Annotated in this window: 17 protein-coding genes; 16 read left to right on the top strand and 1 reads right to left on the bottom strand. The window is 35.7% G+C overall.

The features are described 5' to 3' along the window. Positions 1–253 precede the first annotated feature (253 nt). Positions 254–403 carry a hypothetical protein gene (locus ACFSFY_RS14505; RefSeq protein WP_381539236.1) on the bottom strand — a complete coding sequence of 50 codons (150 nt, stop codon included), beginning with the start codon at positions 401–403 and terminating at the stop codon, positions 254–256. 225 nt (positions 404–628) lie between these two features. On the opposite strand from ACFSFY_RS14505, the gene ACFSFY_RS14500 reads away from it, so the two are divergent. The 16 genes from ACFSFY_RS14500 (at position 629) to ACFSFY_RS14425 (ending at position 15,848) form a co-directional block, all read left to right on the top strand. Beyond that, complete coding sequence (locus ACFSFY_RS14500; protein WP_381539235.1) at positions 629–1,924, top strand: helix-turn-helix domain-containing protein; 1,296 nt, start codon at positions 629–631, stop codon at positions 1,922–1,924. Continuing rightward, positions 1,924–2,064, top strand: a complete 141-nt coding sequence (locus ACFSFY_RS14495) for a hypothetical protein (protein WP_381539234.1) — start codon at positions 1,924–1,926, stop codon at positions 2,062–2,064. Before ACFSFY_RS14500 ends, ACFSFY_RS14495 begins: the two co-directional genes overlap by 1 nt. Positions 2,065–2,342: 278 nt before the next feature. Further along, positions 2,343–2,615 (top strand): hypothetical protein, encoded by a 273-nt coding sequence (locus tag ACFSFY_RS14490; protein ID WP_381539233.1) that lies wholly within the window; start codon positions 2,343–2,345, stop codon positions 2,613–2,615. Positions 2,616–2,906: 291 nt separating this feature from the next. Beyond that, positions 2,907–3,683: a conserved phage C-terminal domain-containing protein gene (locus ACFSFY_RS14485; protein WP_381539232.1), complete on the top strand. Its 777-nt coding sequence runs from the start codon at positions 2,907–2,909 to the stop codon at positions 3,681–3,683. Positions 3,684–3,686: 3 nt separating this feature from the next. Next, on the top strand, positions 3,687–4,943 hold the full coding sequence (locus ACFSFY_RS14480) for a replicative DNA helicase (RefSeq protein WP_381539230.1): 1,257 nt from the start codon (positions 3,687–3,689) through the stop codon (positions 4,941–4,943). Positions 4,944–4,963: 20 nt separating this feature from the next. Then, positions 4,964–5,440 carry a hypothetical protein gene (locus tag ACFSFY_RS14475; protein ID WP_381539228.1) on the top strand — a complete coding sequence of 159 codons (477 nt, stop codon included), beginning with the start codon at positions 4,964–4,966 and terminating at the stop codon, positions 5,438–5,440. 317 nt (positions 5,441–5,757) lie between these two features. Then, a complete protein-coding gene (locus ACFSFY_RS14470) occupies positions 5,758–5,997 on the top strand; it encodes a hypothetical protein (protein WP_381539226.1) in 240 nt (79 codons plus the stop codon). 637 nt (positions 5,998–6,634) lie between these two features. Beyond that, complete coding sequence (locus ACFSFY_RS14465) at positions 6,635–6,910, top strand: hypothetical protein (RefSeq protein ID WP_381539225.1); 276 nt, start codon at positions 6,635–6,637, stop codon at positions 6,908–6,910. A 402-nt stretch (positions 6,911–7,312) separates the two neighbouring features. After that, on the top strand, positions 7,313–7,522 hold the full coding sequence (locus ACFSFY_RS14460) for a hypothetical protein (protein ID WP_381539223.1): 210 nt from the start codon (positions 7,313–7,315) through the stop codon (positions 7,520–7,522). 390 nt (positions 7,523–7,912) lie between these two features. Further along, positions 7,913–8,635, top strand: a complete 723-nt coding sequence (locus tag ACFSFY_RS14455) for a GntR family transcriptional regulator (RefSeq protein ID WP_381539221.1) — start codon at positions 7,913–7,915, stop codon at positions 8,633–8,635. Positions 8,636–8,921: 286 nt separating this feature from the next. Continuing rightward, positions 8,922–10,262 carry a M20/M25/M40 family metallo-hydrolase gene (locus tag ACFSFY_RS14450; RefSeq protein ID WP_381539220.1) on the top strand — a complete coding sequence of 447 codons (1,341 nt, stop codon included), beginning with the start codon at positions 8,922–8,924 and terminating at the stop codon, positions 10,260–10,262. A 45-nt stretch (positions 10,263–10,307) separates the two neighbouring features. After that, entirely contained in the window at positions 10,308–11,858 is a 1,551-nt protein-coding gene (locus tag ACFSFY_RS14445) for an ABC transporter substrate-binding protein (protein ID WP_381539218.1), read from the top strand. 71 nt (positions 11,859–11,929) lie between these two features. Beyond that, positions 11,930–12,847: an ABC transporter permease gene (locus ACFSFY_RS14440; RefSeq protein WP_381539216.1), complete on the top strand. Its 918-nt coding sequence runs from the start codon at positions 11,930–11,932 to the stop codon at positions 12,845–12,847. Positions 12,848–12,927: 80 nt separating this feature from the next. Next, positions 12,928–13,839 carry an ABC transporter permease gene (locus tag ACFSFY_RS14435; RefSeq protein ID WP_381539638.1) on the top strand — a complete coding sequence of 304 codons (912 nt, stop codon included), beginning with the start codon at positions 12,928–12,930 and terminating at the stop codon, positions 13,837–13,839. A gap of 12 nt (positions 13,840–13,851) precedes the next feature. Beyond that, complete coding sequence (locus tag ACFSFY_RS14430; protein WP_381539214.1) at positions 13,852–14,841, top strand: ABC transporter ATP-binding protein; 990 nt, start codon at positions 13,852–13,854, stop codon at positions 14,839–14,841. After that, positions 14,838–15,848 carry an ABC transporter ATP-binding protein gene (locus ACFSFY_RS14425; RefSeq protein WP_381539212.1) on the top strand — a complete coding sequence of 337 codons (1,011 nt, stop codon included), beginning with the start codon at positions 14,838–14,840 and terminating at the stop codon, positions 15,846–15,848. The genes ACFSFY_RS14430 and ACFSFY_RS14425 overlap by 4 nt, the downstream gene beginning before the upstream one ends. Positions 15,849–15,863 lie beyond the last annotated feature (15 nt).

The following is a 15,863-nucleotide window of genomic DNA, read 5'->3' as shown; positions in this document are numbered from 1 at the left end:
ATATACAATTGGTTGAATTGTTTGTTGTTTTTTCATGCACAGGCACCCCGAAATGGACACCCCGAAATGAAAATTAATATAGTATAGGTGGTAGGCTCTGGATAGTGGGGGGTGAAGCAAACCATCGCTTCAATTTGTTGATAAGAAATGATGCTATTTCAGTTTGAATTCAGGGTAGCGACTTGCACCCAATTATAAAAAAAGGTCCGCTAAGAGAACAATCAATCATCTCTTAGCGGACCTATTCATTTAACTACAATTCCGGTAGATCGTCGTAATCTACCGAAGACAAAAATCCCTCGGATTTCATCTTGACTACAAACTCCAATAATTCCTTCTTTAGTTCAAACAACTCTAGGTCATTGTGTCCAACTTCGAATCCGTCGCTTGTCATTTCCACCATAATAAGATTACTCCTCCCTGCGAAATGGTATAATTGATATATCCCTTCAATCTTCCCTAACTAACATAACCATACCATGGGAAAGCTAATCAGAGGATACAATCTAGTTGGGACATTTTCTTCTAAAACGCTAGTTTATTTAAACTTTCGGGAATATATTTCTCACAATTAAACTATGTTATTTGTAGTAGGTATGTACTATAATATAAAGAGAGGGATTCGATAATGAATGTTGGTCATTTAATAAGGGCTGAAAGAATTAGGCAAGAAATGAAACAAGTTGTTATAGCTAAGGGTATCTGTACCCCTTCTTACCTATCCAAAATTGAAAGAAACTTAATTTCACCAAGTGAAGAAGTAATTAGATTGTTATTTAATAAATTAGACATCGCTTTTGATTCGCTACAAAAAAATGACCACCAATCAGATGCTGAATTTGCCAAGCTGTTAAAAGAAAATTATAAAGCGGTGATCACGACCAGAAATGACGAGTTCACAAAAAAGAAGTTAGATTACTTAGAAGAACAAAGCGCCTTATTCGAAAATGATTCACTTTACTATACCTATCTCCTGATCGTATTAAGATTCCGGCTTATATTAGGCGGAAGTTTGGATGAATGCAGCAGAGAAATTGGTGCACTTGAAAAAATCAGCAAGAGCTTCAATTCTTTCCAAATTTATTTATTTAAAATAAATAAGGCAATCTATTACTACGCTACAAAAAACCGTATAAAATCGATTGAATATTTGGAAGGCGTTTTATCCATTGTAGATACTATCGCGTTAGAAGACTGGGAAAAAGCAGAATTGAACTATATGCTAGGATTGATTTATACCGCAGATAACCGCATTTTTATTTCTATTGAATACATAAGAAGGGCTCTCGATTATTTCAGGGAAAACTTTTTAATGAGTCGAGTTTTAGATTGCTATGTACTGATCGGAGTTACTCGAAAGAAAAGCGAACAGTTCGAAGAGTCTTTAGAGTCCTATTTAAAAGCAAAACAACTATGTGATGAATTTAACTTGTATAGTCAAAAAGGGGTTATTCATCATAATCTGGGCTCCCTTTATGGAATGATGGGTAATAATAAAAAGGCGATCGATTATTTTAAAATGAGTATTAAATATAAAAGTGATAAAAATAGCCGGCTCATTTCAATTTTTAGTTTAGTGATGGAATATTCCAAGATGCGTAACAAGGATCTTGTAAATGAGTGGTGCGACAAAGGAATCTCATTGTTGGATCAGCTGGATAGTGAAAATCTCTCTTCGTATTACCATCATTTTATTTTTTACAAGTCAGTTAATAGCCAACAGGGTTTATCCGAAGAGGTTGCTATTCAAGCGATAAATCACTTTAAAACCTTACAGGACTATCAATATATATATAAGTATTCTATTGCGCTAGCTGAGTGGTATTATAGTAATAAGAAGTATAAACTGTCATCTATTACCTTTAACGAGGCCAATAGATTTGGTTATATTTATAGAAAAAAGAAAACATGGGAGGACTTATGATGAAGAAACTTTTGGCAGCAATATTACTATTAGTTATTTTAGGCGGAACCGCAGAGAGTAAGGCATTTGCCAGTGCAGATGAAATGCCTAAACTAAGAGCATTCAGTGTTCCAATCGACAACGTACAATTACTTAAATAATATCCGTAAAAGAAGCCACTCCATCCAGAGTTGCTTCTTTTTTCGTTCAGCCTGGGGTCCGGACGTTAGAATTTTACGTAATTTTATGTACCTTTGCATGAAGCTATTCTGACTATACTCAACAATTCCATATTTATTAGATATATGCTGAAAAACCCTTTGAATTTGTATGTACATAGAATTGGCTGAACTTTTTAGTGTTTTTATTGCAAAAATCAAAATAAAAAGAAGGACTATACACCTGTATGTCGAATTGTGACTATAGGGGGGGTGTTGAAGTGAAATCTAAACTTGATGAGCTGTTTGATAACGATGAAACTTTTGCTGCAGACTCAATTAATAACGATGTTGGTATGATGATTAATAAGCAGGGTGATACAGTAGATTATGTGATTTTGGAATATGCAGATCGTTTTGACGCATATCTTAATCTCTACGATGAGGGAGAAGAACCTTATAGAAACATACTCGTAAAAGGGTCTTCGAAAAGTAAAGAAATTGCTATAAGTATTGCGAACCGAAAATTAGATAATGAATATGCAAAAATGTAATCGCTAAAAGCTTCCTTTGGGAAGCTTTTTTTATTTAGTAATTAAATGCAATTCTAATAACACTTATGAAATCTTAATTGATTTCATGAGTGTTTTTTGTTGTGACTCGGATGTGGTAGCTAAAATCTTTTTAATTTAATTTCAAAAAAGAGTATCCTTTTTTGGAAAGGAACTCTATATAGAGAGTGAAGGGACTCTTTCGTCGCTGCAAAAACGTTTATGCGTGCTTCCAATTGACGGCCATCGATTGGGAAGTGGAGGTACACAAAATTGGATTAGAGGAGATGTAGTATGAAATTACTCATTAATGAATCACCACTTCAAATTATTCCGTCGCTTGCACAGTTGATTGGGTTGAATGAAGCCATTGTGTTGCAGCAAGTGCATTTTAGATCGCTCATTTCTCACAATGAACAGGATGGATATAAATGGGTTCACAATACATACGATGAGTGGAAAAGAGTGGAGTTTCCTTTTTGGTCTGTCGATACGATTAAACGAACGATTCGCAGGTTGGAGAAAAGTGGTTGCATCGTTTCATCGGCAACGTATAATCACGTGAAAACAGACAAGACGAAATGGTACCGAATTGACTATGGGGTTCTGCACGACTTGACATTGCAAATTGCACCTATCGCAAATGCAAATACAGCCGAAGGGGAACTGCAAATTGCACCCAATATGCAATGCAATTTGCCTAATGCAATACCTAAAGAGGTTAAGAGTATTAAAAAGAATAGTGTCGAGCAGGGGCTCGACGTTGTGTCTGTCATTGACTATTTAAACGAAAAAGCAAATAAAGAATTTAAAACCAATTCAAAAGCAACAGAGCGATTTGTGAATGCGCGGTACCGTGAAGGATACACGTTGGATGATTTTAAAAAGGTCATTGATGTGAAAGTGAAACAGTGGTTGAACAATCCACAATGGCTTATGTATTTACGACCTTCCACTTTGTTCAGCGCAACCAATTTTGAAAATTATTTGGAAGAGGCCAGGGAAATTCGAGCACAAGAAGGCAGTTCGCCAAAACCATTCGAACTCGACTTCAGCAAAGGGGAAGAGTAAGGGATGCAGCGTCATGAGCAAATGGAGAAAAGCATATTAGGGACGATGTTGGCGGAGAATTATTTAATTGTCGACAGCGGTGTGAAACTGGATTTTTTCATCAGCCACATTCATAAAAACATCTTTCACTGTATGCAAGAGTTATTGTCAAAAAGGCGTCCAGTCGACTTTGTTACTGTGCTGACGATGATGGAACCAACCGCGCTTGGCGGTGCGAATTACGTATCGGAGTTAACCAATTTCGCAAGTCCAACGAAGTTTGACAGCTACATAGCAATTTTTCTGGACAGGTGGAAGAATCGTGAGAAAAACAAAATCCTGATTCATGCGAAAGAAGGAGACTGGGAAATCGACCGTATTCAAAAAGCGTTCGAAGACTTGGAGAAAAGTGGGAGTTCCGGATTGGAAACGAGCATCCAAATGGATTTGGTGAAGATGGGGGAAAGACCTTATGAACCCGCCCAGTATATCCCCGGAGTTCCTACAGGTCTCCGCGATTTGGATGACTTGCTGGATGGTTTCCAACCTGCTGAATTAACAATCATCGCTGCACGACCGTCGATGGGGAAGACCGATACATTGAATCATTTTGCACTACATGCTGGATTTGCGGGATATCGGCCGATTATTTTCTCTCTTGAAATGAGTAGAACATCCATGATCGACCGATTGATTGCTGTGACGGGTGGGTACAATCGACTTCGCATGCGGAACCCCTATAAGCATTTCACGGATCCGCAAAAAGCGAACTGGATGCCGACACTTGGTAGGTTAGACGAAGCGAATATTCACATCGATGACCGTGCAGCGTTAAAAGTGTTTGAAATGCGCTCAGCAGCAAGAAAGATTATTAACATGGAGCCGAAACTAAAACCGATTATTTTCGTTGATTATTTACAAATCATTCACGGCGATCAAATGCGACTGAATCGAACGGAAGTTGTGGGCCAAATCAGCAGTGATTTAAAGAAAATGGCCAAAGAATTTGACTGTCCAGTTGTTTGTCTTTCCCAACTGAACCGCGGCGTAGAAGCAAGAGACAACAAACGACCGATGATGAGCGACTTACGCGACTCAGGAAATATAGAGCAAGACGCGGATGTCATCATTTTCCTGTACCGAGACGATTATTATAATAAACAAACAGACACGCCCAATACATTGGAAATGAACGTAGCAAAACATCGCAACGGGCCAACAGGTACCGCAACTGTCGGGTATGTGAAAGAAACTGGGATACTCCATACAATTGGGCGTTAACTAAAAGGGAGGGCATGCATATGATTACGGTGGGAGAAATACTTCAGTTAGCGATTGAAACGGATATGCACGGGCTTGCACACCGTGTATTTTGGGCGATATCCGAGTGTATTGTGAGTGCCGAGGAAAATTCGGAAATCCTCGACAACCTCGACTACGACGGAGAAGCCATTGCCCGAATGATCGCACAAAACGTGCTCAACATCGGCAAAGTCAAACTGTTCGTTGTGGAAACAACAAAGCCAGAAGAGTTCGCATTTTATTACAGTGAAAACGTATTGGAAACGCATGCCCTCCACCAAGAACTGTTTAGAGAATCAGCAAAACGACTTACAAACGCGCCTAATTTACTCGGAAGAGTATTTGAATGGGATGAACAGTATAATGCGGAAGTGTTGTACTTTCATCGTAAACAAGTTGTTGCTTTTCCGTATTATTTAGGGCATGCGAGAGCTGGGGAGAGATTTCTGTACAAAATGGTGGAAGGGGGATTTTAGAAGGCAAGGAATTGGGTTGCTTATAACACAGTTGGCGAATACTGTTGCACAAGTAGACTTAGAAATTGAAAGACGTAGACTTAGTTCATTCGTAGATTTTCGACTAACATCCGCTTTTAAACGGGTAATCTTTACTCAGCAGTAGGAACAAACTGTTGCATAGTGAAAGGTGAAAATATCGTCAGATATGTATATACATTTGGTAGAATTGTTTGTTGTTGTTTCTTACATATACGCTTGAAAAAAGACGGAAAAAATTGCATTGAATGCAAAGATAATTTCAGGTACCATTGTGTAAACTTTGGGGGTGTTGGTATATGAAGAAGTTAATCGTGAACGAAAATTTCAAACCTTTTTTAGCAAAGTCGGATGATGAGGTATTGGGAGGTTTTCCGTTTGCCTGGAACATCAGTGAGCTGGAAAAATGGATTGGATCCCATACGGATGAGGTTGTCTGTTCGACGGTAAAAGTATCGCCAACGAGTCCGCATATGGGGACGTTGACTGAAGTGCATATACCAACAGTAGACATATCCAAACCAGTAATAGCTGTTTGAATTCGGCCGGATATCTATCGACTTATTGACGGTCATCATCGGGCGGAAAAAGCAAGACGAAATGGTCTCACCGAATTGCCAGCGTATTATATTAATGAAGTCCAGTATAGGCAATTCTTTATACATCCAAAAGCAGATCAGCATTATGTCGATTATTATAACAAGAAATTAAAAACGGGTGAAAAGTATGGGACGCCAGATGCGGTAATATGAGAACTAGAGGTTTAATATCCAACTTCGAAGGATTCGAACGTTAGGAGCGTACGATATTTGTGTAAGATGTAATTCAGACAGTAATTTCCTTTGTTCTTAAGTGGTATGGGGATCGGGCACCGTGAAATAATTGAACTTATGAACCCAGATATTGTTGTATGTTGCGGAACCTTCTCAATTGTGAAGGAAGTTTTGGATTTTTAGACAGATGTTTGTGGGTCGGGTGCGCTCTATATGCCTAATCCCTTAATAGTTAGAATAGCCCTTCTTTATTTAAGTTATAGATACAGCAAGATATGTCGAATTAGTCTGTATATTCAATTAATTAAATTATTTATTGTTCTTTCTTGCACAAAACATTGAATATAATAGAGGACTATCTTCTTATATGTCAAATTATGCCTATAGGAGGGGGGATGATAAAGTGGAATCTAAACTTGATGAGTTAATGGACGACGAAACATTTGCTGTAGACGCAATTAGTCACGATGTGGGTATCATGTTTACTGAACATAACTATGCAGTAAACTATTTGATTTTGGAATATGCAGATCGTTTTGATGCATATCTTAATCTCTACGATGAGGGGGAAGCACCTTTCAGAAATATCCTTGTAAAAGGATCTTCAAAAAGTAAAGAAATTGCTATGAGTATTGCGAGCAGGAAACTGAATAACGAATATGCAAAAATTAATCGTTGAGAGCTTCCATTGTGAAGCTTTTTTATTTTACGCTTAATATAGTACATCCGAAAACGACTCAGGCGGCAACACGCTGAGTCGTTTTTGCTATCTCCTCTTGTAGGATTTAGATACCTATGCCTAAAATTATTCCGACTATACACTACAATTATATATTTATTAGGGATATGCTGGAAAACTCTTTGAATTTGTATGTATATACAATTAGTTGAATTCTTTTATGTACAGGTTCCTCGACTCTTGAATTCCACACTTCCGGAACGAATGAGTCGTTTTAAAATCGTTCAAAAACTGGAATTATTGAACGCAAAGCATACAGCCAAAGAAATCGTTTCTCTTTTGTAAAACCTTTCTGAAGAACTTGTGAAGTCAAACACGGCTGACAGAGGATAAGAATTTTATATGTGGGTAGGAGTTAAAAAGGGACTGGATATTTCTTCCTACCTTTCCAGTCCTGGTGTTCCTGATCAACGAGATACCAATGAAAATACGAACGGTCGAATCCGATGCACGTATCCAAAAGGAACAAAATTCGGTAGTAAACCCAAAAATGATATAAATGATTTTCTATTGAATTTCAATCAAGTACCTAGAAAAGTGCTTATTAAATAAAATGTGCCATTTGAGAAATTTATGAAATAACTGCCGTGTTTGACTTGACAACTTATACTAGTAATAAAGTAAAAGTTTAATTGATAATTTTGTTGACAGATAGTATGAAAAATGTGATTGATCTACTTTCACATCTACTAACATTCCAATCGATATAGACGATTATTTTATTGTTTTTTAAAAAAGATATATATTGAAAAGTCGATATACTAAAAAAATGCAATAAAACATATTATACAAGGTTAAACAGAATCTTTTCAGAATTATTGTGTAATTCTGTTTAAAAAGACTTTTAATCGATAGTGATGTATGGTATTCTGAAAATGAGAATAGGAGGAATATTATAAATACCATCTTTTTAAAATACTATAACACTATAAGGTGATGTAAATGCATATTGACAAGAGAAGTATTATTCCATTATATAGCCAAATAAAAAAGAATTTAGAATTAAAAATTCTAACTGGCGAGTGGGTACCAGGATTTAAAATACCTACCGAAAAAGATTTAGCAAAGCATTTTGATGTAAGTATGATAACGGTAAAGCGTGGAGTTTTAGAACTTGTAAGTAAAGGATTACTTTATAGGCAAAGAGGTAGAGGAACATTTGTCAGTAAAAAGGTGGATAAAAATATTCAACAATTAGTTACTTTACGTAACTTAGAAGATGAAGGGAAATACTACCCTCATAAACAACTAAAGTTTGAAAAAATCATTGCAGGAGAGGTAATAAGTAAAGCTCTTGAAATTGAACCGAATGATTTAGTGTACGCCATTCATAGATTAAAATTAGAGGACTCTAATCCAGTAGGAATTGAATATACTTATTTACCACAAGAATTATTTACAGATATTACACCAGCAATGTTTCAAGATGATTTGATATATAATACATTCACAAATAAATATGGAGTGACTTTGAGGAAAGCTAGAATTTATATTTCTACAATCCTAGCAAGCGAGTACGAGGCTGATATACTTGAAGTTTCCAAAGCTGATCAGCTATTTGTTTTAGAAAGATTCACTTATTCAGAAGATAAAAGAATAGTGGAGTATTCGAAGTTTATTATTAGGCAAGATAAAGCAAACTATTTTATAGAAGTCACTTTATAGTTGTTTTGATTTAGGTCTAAACTTTTATAAGAATAGATGAATAAGAATTTATTAGTTCATTTAGATATGCACATTATAATAATGGAGCATCTATAAATTTAAAAATAATTACAACATTATGGGGTTATAATGTTATAACCTTATAATATTGAAATATAGTTAGATAACAAAATTAAAATATGGGAAGTGATTAATAATGAAATATTAATAGATGTTTGATGTATAGAAGTTTATGAAGTGATCTATTTAGCTAAGCCTTAATTATGAAAAGAAGGGAAGAGATACTGTGCAAAAAGTTTATAAATTTATTGATGAGAATCGTGAGATGTATTTGGATTGGCTAGTTAAAGCTTGTAACCAAGAAAGTGTATCAGCACAAAATCGTGGAATGAATGAAATGAAAGATATAGTAGTATCGTTATTAAAAAAGATTAATGTTGAGCCTGAGATAATAGAAACTGGTGGTTATCCAATTATATATGGGGAATTAAATACAGGGAAAAATAAAACACTTACCTTTTATAACCATTATGATGTGCAACCTGAGGATCCAATTGAAGAGTGGTTAAGTAATCCTTTTGTTTCTGAGATAAGAGGTGAGCAGCTATTTGCTCGTGGTGTTGCGGATAATAAAGGTAATCTAATAGCGAGAATTTGTGCGATTCATGCCTATCAAAATGTTATTGGTGATTTACCAATAAATATTAAATTTATTTTTGAAGGGGAAGAAGAGGTAGGAAGTCCGCATCTAGAGTTTTTCGCAAGAGAGTTTAAAGATAAGCTTGTTACCGATGCCATGGTCTGGGAAGGGGGATCAAGAAATGTAAAAGATAAACGACCACATGTTGGGTTAGGCGCAAAAGGTATTTGCTTTGTAGAATTGATATGCAAAGGTGCAAATTCAGATTTACATTCATCTGAGGCAGTAATTATAGAGAACCCTGCATGGCGATTAATCTGGGCGTTAAATAGTTTGAAAGATGAAAATGAAAATATTTTAATTGATGGATTTTATGAAGATGTAATTGATTTATCGCAGAAAGGAAAAGGTTTTATTGAAACTATGGACTATGATGAGGATCATATAAAACAAGAATATAGTATTAGTGGATTTTTAAAAGGTTTAACTGGTTATCAGCTTAAAGAAAGGTTAATAGCAGAACCGACGTGTACAATTTGCGGTATAGATTCTGGTTATACAGGTGAAGGTTCTAAAACAGTATTACCGTCCATAGCAAAAGTAAAACTAGACTTTCGTTTAGTTCCTAATCAAGACCCAGAAAAAACTGTTCAATTATTGCGGGATCATCTGGATAATAACGGATTTGCTGATATAGAAATTAAAAAATCTCATGGAATGCATCCCTTCAATACGAACCCGGACGATCCATTTGTTGATGTTGTGCTAAAAAGCATGAATGAAGTATACGATGAAGCTCCTATTATCTATCGTAATTTGGCAGGTTCAAGTCCAATGTACAAACTTCTTAAAGATACAAATATTCCCGCTGTTCAAATTGGTGTAGCAAATACGCAATCGAATTATCATGCTCCAAACGAAAATATATTTTTAGAGGATTATTTTCAAGGGATCAAGGTAACTATTGCGGTGATAAAAAACCTTTAGTATTATCTAAATTTTTAAAATTCGACTAATGGAGGAAACCTGATAATGAAAAATATTAAATTAATATTTATGCTATTTGTTACAAGTTTATTAGTACTAACTGCTTGTAGTAATTCAGCCGATCCCGATGAAACTAATAAAGAAAATGATAGTAAAAGTAATACAACATTAACAATTGCTCAAAGTGCAGATTTAACAACAATGGATCCACAAAACTCATTAAGTACTAATGGAGATAGAGTATTCCGGAATATGTTTAGTCGTCTCTTCCAAAGAGATGAAAATATGGAAATTCAACCTCTAATTGTTGAGTCTTTTGAAAATCCAGCGGAAGACACATGGACTTTTAAACTAATTGAGGGTATTAAATTTCATAATGGAGACCCATTAACAGCAGAAGATGTTAAGTTCAGCTTGGAACGTGTAATGAATGATGAATCTTTAAAAGAATATCCTTACTTTAAACAAATTTCTGAAGTTAATGTTCTTGAAGAATATTTAGTTGAAATCAAAACAGATGGCCCAATGCCAACATTGTTACGGTTACTAGCAAAAAGTGGGTCTGACATCGTGCCAAAAAAGTACTTTGAAGAAGTAAAGGTAGATGGTTTCCAGAAAAACCCTATCGGTTCGGGACCCTACAAATATGTAAATTGGATTCGGGATGACAGAGTAATTCTTGAGCTAAATGAAGATTACTTTGGTGAAATTGGAACATGGAATGAAGTAATTGTGCGTGCAATTCCTGAAAGTTCAACGCGTGTGGGAGAAGTCTTAACTGGTGGAGTTGATTTAGCTACTGACATACCACCAAATGAGTGGGAACGTGTCAATACTGAAGCTGGTGTGGAACTAATGAATGGTGATACGACACGTGTAATGCTTTTGGTTGTTCGAACAACCGACGGTGCTATAACTGCGGATCCGAAAATACGTGAAGCAATAGATCTTGCCATAAATAATAAAGCAATTGTAGAGTCGATACTTAAGGGTACTGCGGTACCAGTTCGATCTAGAGTAACGAAAGGTATTCTTGGATCTGATCCAGACTTGTATGATTCGTATGTATATGACCTTGAAAAAGCCAGAGCTTTAATTAAAGAGGCTGGTTATGAGGATGGTGTTGAAATTACATTTACTGCCCCGCGAGGAAGATATACTTTGGATGCTGAAGTGGCACAACTGGTAGCGGCTATGTTGGAAGAAGCGGGTTTTAAAGTGAAAATAAATCTGCTAGAATCTAGTGCGTTTTTAGATGTTTATAACTCGAATTCGAATGAGGAACTTATCATGATCGCATTGGCAGACGGTCTTTTGGACGCATCATATTCACTAGTACATTATACTAAGGAACGTGCAGCAGGACAGACAGACTATGATAATGAAGTAGTCGAAGAGTTATTCAACAAAGCAGGACGTAATTTAGATGAAGAAGAACGAGTTAAGCAATATATAGAAATTCAAAAGATTATATCTGAGGAAAGACCGCATATATTCTTGTTCCAACTAGGAGCAAATTATGGAGTAAGTGATAAGCTGAAATTTAAACCAAGATTAGATGAAGAAATAAATTTCTCTGAAATTATCAAAAAGTAATAAAATAATGTGGGGTTTACCGTACCTTGTTAGGATAAACCCCGATTTCTATTATGGTAGGAGGTTATCTTTTGAGAAACTATTTATTGCAAAGACTACTCCAAATTATACCTGTATTATTAATCATCACTTTAGTAGTTTTCACATTAGTTTACGTTGCGGGAGATCCTGTTTCACTAATGCTTCCGGAAGATGCTAGTACGGCAGATAGAGAAGCATTGCGAGAGGCTTTAGGATTAAATGAACCATTCTTATATCAATATATACAATTTGTTACTGAAATTTCCCGTGGAAACTTTGGAACTTCCTTTAGATACAACCAAGAGGCACTACCATTAGTTTTAGAAAGGTTACCAGCAACATTTGAGTTAGCTGCAGCCTCCATGTTTATCGCAATAATAATTGCGATTCCCCTTGGTATTTACTCTGCAAGAAAAAGGAATAGCTTTACTGATATTTTTATTACTGGTTCTTCTGTTTTGGGCAAGGCAATGCCAAACTTTTGGTTAGGAATTATGTTGATTTTATTTCTTGCAGTTAATCATACTGTTTTTCCTGTTTCAGGAAGAGGTACCCTAATGCATTTAGTTCTTCCAGCCATTACTTTGGGGACCGGGGTAGCTGCTGAGATGACAAGATTAATTCGATCAAGCATGTTGGAAATTTTAGGAGAAGATTATATTAGAACAGCAACCAGTAAGGGGTTAAGTGAAAGAAAAGTAATATTTAAACATGCATTTAGGAACTCTTTGATTTCTGTCGTGACTATAATCGGCCTTCAAGTAACTCATTTGGTTTCTGGAGCCCTAATTACTGAGACTGTATTCTCGTGGCCAGGACTGGGACAATTACTCATTCAAGCGGTAAATGGTAGAGACATGGCGGTTGTACAAGCAGCTGTTTTTGTTATTGCAATTTTGGTCATTTTTATAAATCTTTTTACAGATTTGACCTATCGGTTACTTGATCCAAGAATTAAATATACTTAAATTAATCGTCAATTGAAAAGATATCTAATCTATTACTGTTCTCGATTACTAAAAGAGGTGGTTTATACGTGGAAACAGGGATGAAACCAAATGTTTTAACAAATAATAACTTAAAGTTAAATAAAAAACCAACTGTATTTAAAAAATGGCTACGCTTACTTTTTCAGAGCAAAACAGGAGCATTAGGTTTTATTATAGTTTCTTCAGTGGTTTTCATTGCTCTTTTTGCTGGAACTTTAGCTCCTCATAATCCTGTGACTAACAATTTGTCAGATATGCTTCAGCCACCAATGTGGCTAGATGGTGGTTCATCAACTTATATTCTTGGTACAGATAATTTAGGAAGAGATATCTTAAGTAGAATATTATTTGGCGCTAGAGTATCTTTATTGGTTGGAGTATTTTCAGTTGTAGTTGCAGGAATTATCGGAGTATTCGTAGGAATTACATCTGGTTTTTATGGGGGATGGATAGATAGTCTCTTGATGAGAATTGTAGATAGTTTTCTAGCAATCCCAAGTATATTATTCATTCTGGTAGTGTTAACCGTATTTAAACCAGGAATTACTGTTTTAATAATAGTAATTGGTGTTACGAATTGGGTTGCATATGCACGTGTTGTTAGGGGCGAAGTTTTAAGTATTAAAGAGAGAGATTTTGTGAAAGCCTCTAAGACGATTGGTACAAAAAATAGCGTTATCATGTTTAAGCATATCCTTCCCAATATTATTTCGTCCTTTATTGTAATCTCTACACTTAGTGTCGCTTCTACAATAATATTAGAAGCATCTCTTAGCTTCCTCGGATTAGGTATTCAGCCCCCAACTGTTTCTTGGGGGGGGATGTTAACCGACGGACGTAATTACTTAGCAACAAATTGGTGGTTAGCAACTTTTCCAGGGATTGCAATCATGGTTACCGTCTTAGGTATTATATTTTTAGGCGATTGGTTAAGAGATATTCTCGATCCGAAAATTCAAGGTGGAAAATGAGGTGTTGGCTTAATGAAGAATTCGCAAACCCTACTTGAAGTAAATAACTTGAAAACCTATTTTTATACCGAAAACGGTGTTATTCCCTCTGTAGACGGAATATCTTTTTCTATCAAAAAAGGGGAAACTGTAGGTATTGTTGGAGAATCAGGGTGTGGAAAGAGTGTGACATCCTTATCGATTCTTAACATAGTTAGTAGCCCAGGAAAGATAGTTGATGGTGAAATTATCTTTAATGGGGATGATATAAGGCATTATTCCAAATCGCAATTACAAAAAATTAGAGGCAATAAAATTTCGATGATTTTTCAGGAACCTCTTACCTCTTTAAATCCTGTATTTACAATTGGAAGTCAAATAGTAGAGGCAATCAATTTACATCAAAAGTTAAAAAGACCGGATGCGAAAAAGAGGGCTATAGAAATGTTGGAAGAGGTAGGGATTCCTAATCCAAATAAATTATATTATTATTTTCCACATATGTTAAGCGGTGGTATGAGACAAAGGGTGATGGTCGCCATGGCACTATCTTGTAATCCAGAATTACTAATCGCAGACGAACCAACAACCGCACTAGATGTAACAATTCAAGCACAAGTTTTAAAGATAATGAAAAACCTTAGTATAAAATTAAACACTTCTATAATGCTCATTACACATGATTTGGGTGTTATCGCCGAAACGGCGGATAAAGTAATTGTTATGTATGCAGGGCGTATTGTTGAACAGAACAATGTTTTTGATTTATTTAAGGAACCAAAACATCCGTATACGAAAGGTTTACTAAATAGCACACCAAAGATACATCAAGAGAAAGATAGTTTAGAATCAATCATAGGGAATGTTCCGAGTCCTTTCGAAATGCCGGTAGGCTGTAAATTTAATCCGCGTTGCCCCTTTGCATTTGAAAAGTGCAGAATTAAGGAGCCTCCTATTCAAAAGTTTGAAGATGGTTCTGAAGTTAGATGTTGGTTGCATGAAAAAGAGGTGATGAATGAATGAGTAATTACACTAAAGAGAAAAAATATTTATTAGAAGTTAAAAATCTGAAGAAGTATTTTATATCGTCTAAAGGATTGATGAGTAAGAATAGACAAGTTACAAAAGCAGTAGACGGAGTGAGTTTTTTTCTAAAAAAAGGTGAAACGTTAGGAATTGTCGGTGAATCCGGTTGTGGTAAATCCACTACTGGAAATATGATTATAAGAATTCTAGACCCTACAAGTGGCGAAATATTCTTTGATGGTAAAAATATTTTAAAGTTGAATGAGCGTGAAATGGGAAAGATTAAAAAGGATATACAAATGGTGTTTCAAGACCCTTTCTCTTCTTTAAACCCGCGAATGAGAGTATTTGATATCATTGCCGAGCCTTTACGAACACATAAGATTGCTAAAGGAAAGGAATTACGTAAAGAAGTACTGCAATTAATGGAAACAGTCGGATTGGATAAATCTTATTCTACAAGGTTTCCCCATGAATTTAGTGGTGGGCAAAGACAAAGAATTGGAATTGCGCGGGCGTTGGCATTAAAACCAAGATTAATTATTTGTGATGAGCCCGTATCCGCATTAGATGTTTCAATACAAGCCCAAATTTTAAATTTACTGATTGATTTGCAACGAAAGTTTGACCTAACCTTTCTCTTTATTGCCCATGGGATTCCTGCTGTGAAATATATCAGTGATCGGATAGCGGTTATGTATATGGGTGAAATAGTAGAAATGGCTGAAAAAAACGAGCTATTTAAAAGAACTTCCCATCCGTATACAACTGGGTTAATCTCATCTGTTCCAATTCCTGATCCAGAATTAAGGAATTGCAAGGAAGTCATGGTTATGGAGGATCGTGTTATTACTAACTTAGAAGCTCAGACTGGATGTAAATTTTATAATAGGTGTCCTTTTGGAACAGAAAAATGTATAAATGAGAAACCACAATTAATAGAGTTATATTCTGAACATTATGTGGCTTGTCATTACCCGATGAGTGAAACAACAACAACATAATTTAAATAAGGGAGT

This window comes from Sporosarcina siberiensis, assembly GCF_042681925.1.
Taxonomy (GTDB): Bacteria; Bacillota; Bacilli; order Bacillales_A; family Planococcaceae; genus Sporosarcina; species Sporosarcina siberiensis.
This window is presented reverse-complemented; position numbering and strand designations above follow the sequence as displayed.

What these genes read in the sequence shown, in the direction of transcription:
- ACFSFY_RS14495 (WP_381539234.1), top strand. Translation starts at nt 1,924, where the DNA reads ATGAAGAAACTTTTGGCAGCAATATTACTATTAGTTATTTTAGGCGGA.
- ACFSFY_RS14470 (WP_381539226.1), top strand. Translation starts at nt 5,758, where the DNA reads ATGAAGAAGTTAATCGTGAACGAAAATTTCAAACCTTTTTTAGCAAAG.
- ACFSFY_RS14480 (WP_381539230.1), top strand. Translation starts at nt 3,687, where the DNA reads ATGCAGCGTCATGAGCAAATGGAGAAAAGCATATTAGGGACGATGTTG.
- ACFSFY_RS14500 (WP_381539235.1), top strand. Translation starts at nt 629, where the DNA reads ATGAATGTTGGTCATTTAATAAGGGCTGAAAGAATTAGGCAAGAAATG.
- ACFSFY_RS14475 (WP_381539228.1), top strand. Translation starts at nt 4,964, where the DNA reads ATGATTACGGTGGGAGAAATACTTCAGTTAGCGATTGAAACGGATATG.
- ACFSFY_RS14425 (WP_381539212.1), top strand. Translation starts at nt 14,838, where the DNA reads ATGAGTAATTACACTAAAGAGAAAAAATATTTATTAGAAGTTAAAAAT.
- ACFSFY_RS14445 (WP_381539218.1), top strand. Translation starts at nt 10,308, where the DNA reads ATGAAAAATATTAAATTAATATTTATGCTATTTGTTACAAGTTTATTA.
- ACFSFY_RS14505 (WP_381539236.1), bottom strand. Translation starts at nt 403, where the DNA reads ATGGTGGAAATGACAAGCGACGGATTCGAAGTTGGACACAATGACCTA.
- ACFSFY_RS14430 (WP_381539214.1), top strand. Translation starts at nt 13,852, where the DNA reads ATGAAGAATTCGCAAACCCTACTTGAAGTAAATAACTTGAAAACCTAT.
- ACFSFY_RS14460 (WP_381539223.1), top strand. Translation starts at nt 7,313, where the DNA reads ATGTGGGTAGGAGTTAAAAAGGGACTGGATATTTCTTCCTACCTTTCC.
- ACFSFY_RS14455 (WP_381539221.1), top strand. Translation starts at nt 7,913, where the DNA reads ATGCATATTGACAAGAGAAGTATTATTCCATTATATAGCCAAATAAAA.
- ACFSFY_RS14485 (WP_381539232.1), top strand. Translation starts at nt 2,907, where the DNA reads ATGAAATTACTCATTAATGAATCACCACTTCAAATTATTCCGTCGCTT.
- ACFSFY_RS14435 (WP_381539638.1), top strand. Translation starts at nt 12,928, where the DNA reads ATGAAACCAAATGTTTTAACAAATAATAACTTAAAGTTAAATAAAAAA.